Consider the following 8,653-nt stretch of genomic DNA (forward strand, 5'->3'; position numbering starts at 1 on the left):
CTCACCGCCTACAACAGTTCCATGGGCGGGTTCCAGATTACGCCCTGCGGACGCGTGCAGACCCCGACGCTCGCCATCATCGTGAAGCGCGAGGAAGAACGCCAGGAGTTCAAGCCGCAAAAGTTCTGGACCATCGAAGCGGACTTCGACAACGACGGGAACGCCTACCAGGGCAAGTGGTTCACCACCGGCAAGGAAGAAGGCAAGGACCGCGTCAAGCAGATTTTCGACGAGAAGAAGGCGAACGCGATTCTCGACAAGTGCAAGGGCAAGCCCGGCAAGATCGAGGAGACAACCGTCCCCACCCAGCAGAAGTGCGGCCAGCTATACGACCTCACCACGCTCCAGCGCGAAGCGAACAACCGTTTCGGCTTCAGCGCGAAGACGACGCTTTCCATCGCGCAGGCGCTCTACGAACGCCACAAGGCGACGACCTACCCGCGTACCGACAGCCGTTGCCTGCCCGAAGACTACGTGCCGACCGTAAAGGCGACCCTCGGAAAAATTGAGGGCCCGCTCCAGAAGTTCGCACTGGAAGCGCTCGACAACAGCTACGTGAAGCGCACCCCGAAGGTTTTCGACAACACGAAGATTTCGGACCACTTCGCCATCATCCCCACGGGCGTGACCCCGAAGGGACTCACCGAAGCCGAAGAGAAAATCTATACGATGGTGTGCCAGCGATTCATCGCGGTATTCTTCCCGCCGGCACAGTACCTGAACACGACGCGCGTCACGACCGTCGAAGGCGAGACGTTCATCACCGAAGGCAAGATTCTCGTGGACCCGGGATTCAAGGCGGTCTACGGCAAGGACAGCGACGAGGAATCGAGCATCCCGAAACTGAAAGGCGATTCCGCGAAGACGCTCGACATCCGTGCGAACGAGGACTTCACCAAGCCGCCCGCACACTACACCGAAAGCACGCTCCTTTCCATGATGGAAAGCGCGGGCAAGCTCGTCGAGGACGACGAGCTGCGTGACGCCATGAAGGAACGCGGGCTTGGTACGCCTGCGACACGCGCCGCCATCATCGAAAAACTGGTGAGCGACAAGTACGTTGTCCGTGACGGGAAGGAAATGATCCCGACGGCGAAGGCGTTCGACCTCATCCGCGTGCTCTCCGCCATGAACTGCGACGCCCTCACGAGCCCCGAACTCACCGGCGAGTGGGAATACAAGATGGACCTCATCTCCAAGGGCAAGGAATCCCGCGAGAACTTCATGCAGGGCATCGTCGAGATGACGAAGACCATGGTGAAAAACATCAAGGGCTTCAAGGAAGAGAACACCACCGGCGAGGCGAAATTCAGCCCCGTGAACGGCAAGAAGGTGTTCGAAACCGTGAGCCGCTACACCACCGAAGACGGCATCGTCATCCGCAAGATTATCGGCGGCAAGCACCTCAGCGACGAAGAGATCGTGGAGCTCTTGACCAAGAGGAAGATCGGCCCCCTGACCGGTTTCCGCAGCAAGCGCGGCGCAGAATTTTCGGCAGTGCTCACCATCAACAGCCAGAACAAGATTGAGTTCGTGTTCGACGAGAAGCCCGAAGAAATCGAGATCGGCGAGAAGGTGGGGCAGTCCCCCATCGACAACACCGACGTGTTCGAGACGCTCACCGGCTACGTGAGCCAGAGCTACATCGACAAGAAGCCTTCGGGCCTGAACCTCCCCAAGGTGCTCCTCGGCAAGGAGATTCCGCTCGAAGAAATCAAGAACCTGCTCGCCGGCAAGAAGACCGCGCTCATCAAGGGCTTCCGCAGCAACAAGACGCGCAGGCTCTTCGACGCCTACCTCATGCTCGAAAAGGGCAAGCTCAAGTTCGACTTCCCGCCGCGCGAATTCAAGCCGCGCCGGTTTGCCGCAAAGAAAAAAGAAGAGTAATTTGATGTGAGATGAGGGATGAGCAATTACACATCCCTCATTATTTATCTCCCGGTAATTCGGGCTTTCTTCGGGGTGGAGAGGTTCTTCACCTCTTTCAGTATCTTTTCGGGCCCGATTTTCGCATAGGCCATCTTCAAGATTTCGGCACAGGCAAGCGTGTCGGCCATCGCCCTGTGGTGGTTAAAATCAGGCAGCCCGAGGGATTCGGTCAGGTTGTGAAGGCTATAGCTGGTGTGCCCCGGGAACACCTTGCGCGAAAGCTTCACCGTGCACAGGCGCGGCGGGTCGAACGCGATGCAGCACCGCTTCATCTCGGTCCGCAAGACCTTGCTGTCGAACTGCACGTTGTGCGCAACAAAGATGCGCCCGTCCAGAAGCTCGGCCACATGTTCCGCAACCTTCGAAAACTGCGGGGCGCCGCTCACCATCTCGTCGGTAATGCCGGTGAGGTTCTGGACAAAAGGCGTAATGGGCACGCCCGGATCTACGAGGGTATGGTATTCCCCCACGGGTTCCAAGCCGTCGAAAAGCGCAATCCCAATTTCGGTAATGCGGTTCTGGTCGCCCGCGCCGCCGGACGTCTCCACGTCGACGACGGCAAATTTCAGTTCGTGCGGGGAGTCCATTACTTGACCGGGACTTCGATATCGAGCGTCGCGTGGTTCTTGAGGTCTTCGACGCGAGCCTTCATGACCTTGGCCTTGGGCCTTCCGTAAAGCGGCACGACCAGCAGGTTCGAGACTCCGGCATCTTCGCTAGCAGTCGCCTCGCTATCGCGGACCGTCTTCGTGAAGATGGCGGTCTTGCCCGTATCGAAAATGGAATAGGTCAGTTCGCGCGTAATGCCCGACTTGATCTGCTTCGTCGGGACCTGGAAATAGATGTAGCCGCCCTTCGGCACCTTGCGGAGGCTGTCCTTGATTTCTTCTTCGGTCGCGAAGTCGGCCTCGAGCGCCATGCGCACGTTCTTCTTCACCTTCTCGGCGGGCTCGTACAAGACGGAGACCTCGAAGCGGGCATCCTTCGGAACGGCCGATTCGCGCACGTCCCTGATTCGCGCATTGTTCTGGTAGTATTCCCAGCGGCCGTTATCGTGCAATATAACGGTCGAGCCATTGGATGTTGTCGCGATAATGTCTTCGGCGAAGGAGAACTGGGCAAAGGCAAGCAGGCAGACAAGCACCAGCACGTAGCGGGCTGAATTTCTATGTTCCATACGATAGTCCTATAAATTCTGCATCATCCGGGCGGGGGTACCCGATGTAGCCAGAATATAAAAATTTTTGGAGAAGCATGCCGCTTTCGCCCCGATTTCTTTTTATATTCCGCGCATGTCCGGAAAAACACGATTTGCGCCGAGCCCCACGGGCTACCTCCACGAAGGCCACCTGCTTTCGGCGCTCTACGTGTGGGCCGCCGCCGAAGCGTTCGGGCTCAAAATCCACCTGCGCATCGAAGACCACGACCAGAGCCGTGCACGTCCCGAGTACATCAAGAGCATCTACGAAGACCTGGAATGGTTCGGGTTCGATTACGACAGCGACAGCATACAAAGTAAACGCAATCCCGTCTACGAAGAAGCGCTCGCGAGGCTCGAGAATGCGGGTCTCGTGTACCCCTGCTTCTGCAGCCGCAAGCAGCTCGAAGCGGAGAACCCCAAGAGCGACACGGGCGAAATCGTGTACCAGGGAAAGTGCCGGGAATCAAAAACCGGGGCACAGGATGCGCCGCACAACCTGCGCGTCATTATTCCAGACAAAGTAATTAAATGGCATGACATGCGCCTGGGCGACTTCGACGAGAACCCGAAACTGCAATGCGGGGACTTCCCCATCCGCGACCGCGACATGCAATGGACCTACCAGTTCGCCGTCTGCGTCGACGATATCGACGAAGGAATCACGCATATCGTGCGCGGTGAAGACATCCGCAGTTCCACCGCCCGCCAGATAGCCCTAATGCAGCTCCTGGGGCGCGAAACGCCGCCCGCCTACCTGCACCACCCCCTCATCGTCGATGCGACCGGCAAGAAGCTTTCCAAGCGCGAACGCGCCCATAGCCTGCGCCAGGACCGCGACGCCGGAATGAGCAAGGAATCCCTGCTCGGGCGTGTATGCTTCAAGGCGAATCTGCAACCCGAAAACACGCCGCTCACTCTAGCAGAGGCGATTTCGCTGGCCAAACAGATTCTGTAAACTCCATCTAACGATAAAATAACGTATATTCATAGTATGTCGCACGTTACACCTTCGTCCGTCGTTTCTAAGATATGCCAAGAAGCCGCCCTTTACGACAACAAGGACCGGTTATTACATTTTTCGACAAAGTACGAATTCCAGACGCCGCTCCTGCTAGAAGCGGGCGACGCCTTCTATGAAAGGTGGTTACAGTCCGGCACAACCCTTCCGTTCGATTCGTTCCTCCCCGAATCGCAGAACTTCAACGCACAGCAGAAGAAGGACCGCATCGAGCTCTTTACCCGCGTCCTCAAGGAGAAGGCCCAAGACTTCGCCAAGTCCGACCTGTACCTGCTCCTCGGGTTCCTCAAGTGGGACGGCAACGCGCTCGCGCCGAGCCTCCTCGTCCCCGTCGACGTGAGTCCCGATTTCAAGTCGCTCTCGCTTTCGAAGATGCCTCCCTTAGAAAACATCGTCCTGCGCGAAAGGCTCGCCGACATGTCGCTCCCAAGGGCCGAAGACGCCACCGTCAACGGGCAGTTCAGCATCCCGCTCTACTTCTCGCTCTTCGAAAAATCGATCGCTTCCGAGCGCAACTGGAAGTTCACGCGCCACGGCATCTGCCTCGCCTTCCTCAACTCCAGCCGTATCAGGCTCAAGAAGAACATGGAGGAATTCTATGGCGACAAGAGGATCGACAGCAACACATTCATCAATTCGCTCCTGGGCGAAGACGGTTTCCAGGTAAAGGAATCCGCCTTTGACGACGGCGATTTCGACCAGATGTTCAACCCGACGGAACACCACTTCCTCTACACGACGGATTCGCATACCACGAAGGTGACCATCGACGCCCTCCAGGAAGAAACGCAGGGGTTCGCCATCCAGTCGCTTCCGGGAACCCAGAAGATGCGAGTCGCGGCGAACATCGTCGCCGAATCCCTCTCCAGCGGCAAGAACACGCTCGTCATCACGCGACGCGCCGTAACGCAGCAGACTTTCTTCCAGACATGGAAACCGCCGTTCAGGTCGTACGCCGGCCCCGAACGCGACACGCTCGTCGACCAGGTGAACACGGCGAGGAATTACTTCGCCTCTTACTACAGGGCCGTGAACCGCGAAGTCGAGCCCTCGAAAACGAGCCTCACCAACATCCTCGCAGAATTTACGCAGACCCCGAAAATCCGCGGCAAGTTCATGGATTCCATCTTCAAGGAATCGAACATGCTGGATTACGCGAAGTTCAACGAACTGCGCGACACGCTCCAGCAAATCGTGAACCTCTACTTCAGGCAAAACGGGCTCACCGCACGCAAGACTTTCGAGAACGTCACCATCATCGAGCTCTCGCCCGAAAAGAAAAAAGAGATTCTGTCGGCGCTCAGCGAGGCGCTGGACAAGGCGGAAAAGATTTCCCCGCTGGTGCAGCTCTTCGAACAAGAAAGTTTCTTCCCGACAGGCATCTACCTGCCGCTGCTCGCCGAAGTCATCGCGCTCATCCGCAAGGACTTCGACTCGAACACGCCCGAATACGAGAACTGGGACCTGAAGTCCTCGAGCTGGGACGCCTACCAGGATACGATCCGTGCGCTTCCCGAAGCCGGCGACAGCTGGGTCCGCTACCACAGGCAGACCTCGGACATCTACACCGACAATGCGGTCGACGAGAACATCCTCTCGTTCCGCGACGAATTCGAAGGAAGCCTCAAGGCTACGCTCAAGGGCCTTTCCGACCGCTACCGCTCTTCCAAGAAGCAGTTGCTGAAGGTCCTCAAGCACCCGAAGGAAGTCACATCCGACGCACACCTGCTCGACCTCATCGACACGCTCCTCGAGCTGCAAGACAACAAGCGCGCCTACAAGGACACGGCGGTCCTCGGCAACCACCTTCTCGGCAAGGACTGGCTCTACGAGAAATCCAACTGGGTGTCCCTGAACAAGAAGATTTCGTTTATCTACAACTTCCGCGAGAAGTTCAAGAAAGACCCGCATTACGACCTGCTCCTCACGCTGCTCGCGCATTGGCACCAGCTCAAGCCGATGCTCTCGCATTTCGAAGAATTCGAACAAATTATACAGGATTTGCTCACGACCTCCCGATACCTCACCAAGGAACTCGGGCTGGATACCCCGCTCGAAAGCTTGAGCCTGGACAAGTGGCTTTCTAGAATCAGGCAATGGAGAACCAGCTGGGAAAGCGTCGACGCGCACCTGCACCTTTCCGTATTGTTCGAACAGGTGGAAGCGTTCGGCTGCAAGAGCCTGCGGCAATACCTGCAGAACCCGGGCGCCATCAGCGACGAAATCGTCCATGCCTGCACCTACGCATGGGCGGGCACCCAGGTGCAGCTCATCAACAAGAACTTCCCCGAAATTTTCGCATGCGCGCCGAAGGCGCACACGCAACAGAGCAAGCAGTACCGCACGCTGCTCGACCAGCTCTGCAACGCCAATTTCCGCGAAGTGCACGCCATCGCCGACACCGGGAAGCTCTCGGTCATGAACGTGGACGAAGCCTTCACGCAGAGCAAGGATTTCCAGTACGACGTCGTGCTCATCCTCGACGCAGACTGCATCTCGGTGGCCGAAGCCACGCCCCTCATAATGCAGGGCAAGAAGACCATCCTTATCGGCAACCCGCATGTGCCCGCGCTCGAAGAACATTCCTTCGACGCCTTCCTTGACGTGGAACCCGCGCATACGACGTTCTTCCTCGAGAACATCATGACGGCGGCTCTCCGCAGGGGCATCCCCACGCGCGAACTGTGGTTCTCGGATTTCTACTCCGACCCCACGCTGTTCCGCTTCGCAAACGAACGCATTTACAACGGCGGCATCAAGCAGTTCCCGCTGCCGCAAAAGAAGACCGTGCGCCGCGACACCCTGAAGATCGTCGCCGACAAAGTAAAGGACGTCGCGAAGGCGGCCATACAGCACGCCGAAAAGCACCCCGGACAGACGCTCGGGATTGTCGCCTTCAGCGAAACGCGCTGCCACGAAATCGAGAACGCCATCAAGGCGCTCATCCCCAAGGGTTCGACGGCAGAAAGCTACTTTGCGCAGTCCAGCCCCGCCATCTGTTTCTTCGTGAAGACTCCGGACAGGGCGACGGACAAGTTCCGCGACGTCGTCTACGTGCTCGCCGAATCCGAAGGCGTCGACAGGACGGGCGAACGCAAGCTCGCCGTGTGCACCACGCTCGCACGCCACGAGATGCAGGTATTCGCCACCAAGCACGACATCGACATGCAGGCGAAGGCCAAACCGAGCCTGTTCCGCGACTGGCTCTCGCACCTCGCAAACAAGAATATTGCGGAAACGAACGACTCGCATATCGCCGACTCCGTGTTGCGCCCCCAGGTCATGGATCTGCTGCAGCGCGAAAACATCCACGTGGAGCCCAGCTTCGCCGGAAGCGGAATATCCGTGGGCCCGGTCGTCATCGACGCGAACAACGAGAACCGTTTCCTCGCCGTCATCGAGGACGACTGCACCACCGAGCGCTTCCGTGAATCCGTCGAAGACCGCGAATACGTGCGCCCCGTGATGCTCCGCCAGCTGGGCTGGAAGGTCATCACCATCTGGATTCCGTTCTGGTATGTCTCGTACAACGACGAAGCAAGCCACATCATCACGACCATCGCCATCGAACAGAGCGTCGCGCCCCCGCCGTCCGAAGACAACAATGCGGATTCCGAAGGCGCCGACAACGCACCGCAAATCGAGTCCGTGCCCTACCAGGCCGTACACCCGAAAATCGAAGGCACCGCGCACGACAAGCCCATCGCGGAACTCGACGCGTCGGCGCTTATCGTGCAGATGAAGTTCTATGTGGACCACGAAGCGCCTATCCACGAGGAGATGCTGCTTTCACGACTGCTGCAACTGCACAACGTGGACCGCGCAGGCCCGATGATTCTCAAGGCGCTGAACGAAGCCATCAAGCAGGGCTGCCAGAAGCACAAGTTCATCAAGACGGGCAAATTCTTCTACTCCACGAAGGACGTGCCTGTCGTGCTCAGGGACAGGAGCGCTCGGCCCGCAAGCGAGCGCAAGTTCGCCTACGTGTCGCCCGAAGAACGCGCGCTGTTGCCCTCGTCGATGGATGAATTTACGCAGAAGCAGACTCTTGGCGTAATAGATTAAGAAAACAATGATACGCAAAAACGCCTGGTTAATACCAGGCGTTTTTTAGTGGAAGTCCTTGTCTCGCCTAAGGCGTCATACCAGTCTCTTTAGGGGCAAGAGTATCCATGTACACACTTGCTGGGCTGCAGCATTAGAGACCGCACGCTCCTCGTCTCTGGAGCTGGACCTCCGGTTCCTCGCGTGCTTTCACTACAAAGGCTCGTTAATACGAGCCTTTTTCGTTCACGGAGAAGGCCGCGACCGACCAATAATGCGATTATCGCAGCTTAACAACCAATGCGTTGATATTATAAGCAGAAAGCTCGCGGGCCTTGTCGTCTGCAGCATTAGAGACCGCACGCTCCTCGTCTCTGGAGCTGGACCTCCGGTTCCTCGCGTGCTTTCACTACAAAGGCTCGTTAATACGAGCCTTTTTCGTTCACGGGGAAGGCCGCGAC

At 57.7% G+C, this 8,653-nt stretch carries 5 protein-coding genes; 3 read left to right on the forward strand and 2 right to left on the reverse strand.

Annotation, left to right across the window (positions count from 1 at the left end; translation table 11 throughout):
- On the forward strand, positions 1–1,887 hold a 1,887-nt coding region (locus tag IK012_RS05565), incomplete at its 5' end, for a DNA topoisomerase (RefSeq protein WP_290951653.1).
- Positions 1,888–1,931: 44 nt separating this feature from the next.
- Here the strand turns inward: IK012_RS05565 and IK012_RS05570 are convergent.
- Positions 1,932–2,516, reverse strand: a complete 585-nt coding sequence (locus IK012_RS05570; protein WP_173384103.1) for a PolC-type DNA polymerase III — start codon at positions 2,514–2,516, stop codon at positions 1,932–1,934.
- Positions 2,516–3,106 carry a hypothetical protein gene (locus IK012_RS05575; protein ID WP_173378621.1) on the reverse strand — a complete coding sequence of 197 codons (591 nt, stop codon included), beginning with the start codon at positions 3,104–3,106 and terminating at the stop codon, positions 2,516–2,518. Before IK012_RS05575 ends, IK012_RS05570 begins: the two co-directional genes overlap by 1 nt.
- Positions 3,107–3,221: 115 nt before the next feature.
- Between IK012_RS05575 and IK012_RS05580 the strand changes: the two genes are divergently transcribed.
- Positions 3,222–4,085 (forward strand): glutamate--tRNA ligase family protein, encoded by an 864-nt coding sequence (locus IK012_RS05580; protein ID WP_290951658.1) that lies wholly within the window; start codon positions 3,222–3,224, stop codon positions 4,083–4,085.
- A 36-nt stretch (positions 4,086–4,121) separates the two neighbouring features.
- The gene (locus IK012_RS05585; protein ID WP_290951661.1) at positions 4,122–8,213 is read left to right on the forward strand and encodes a hypothetical protein; all 4,092 of its coding nucleotides are present in this window, start codon (positions 4,122–4,124) and stop codon (positions 8,211–8,213) included.
- Positions 8,214–8,653 lie beyond the last annotated feature (440 nt).

Origin of the sequence: Fibrobacter sp. (genome assembly GCF_017551775.1) — a bacterium.
In the GTDB taxonomy this organism is placed as follows: Bacteria; Fibrobacterota; Fibrobacteria; order Fibrobacterales; family Fibrobacteraceae; genus Fibrobacter.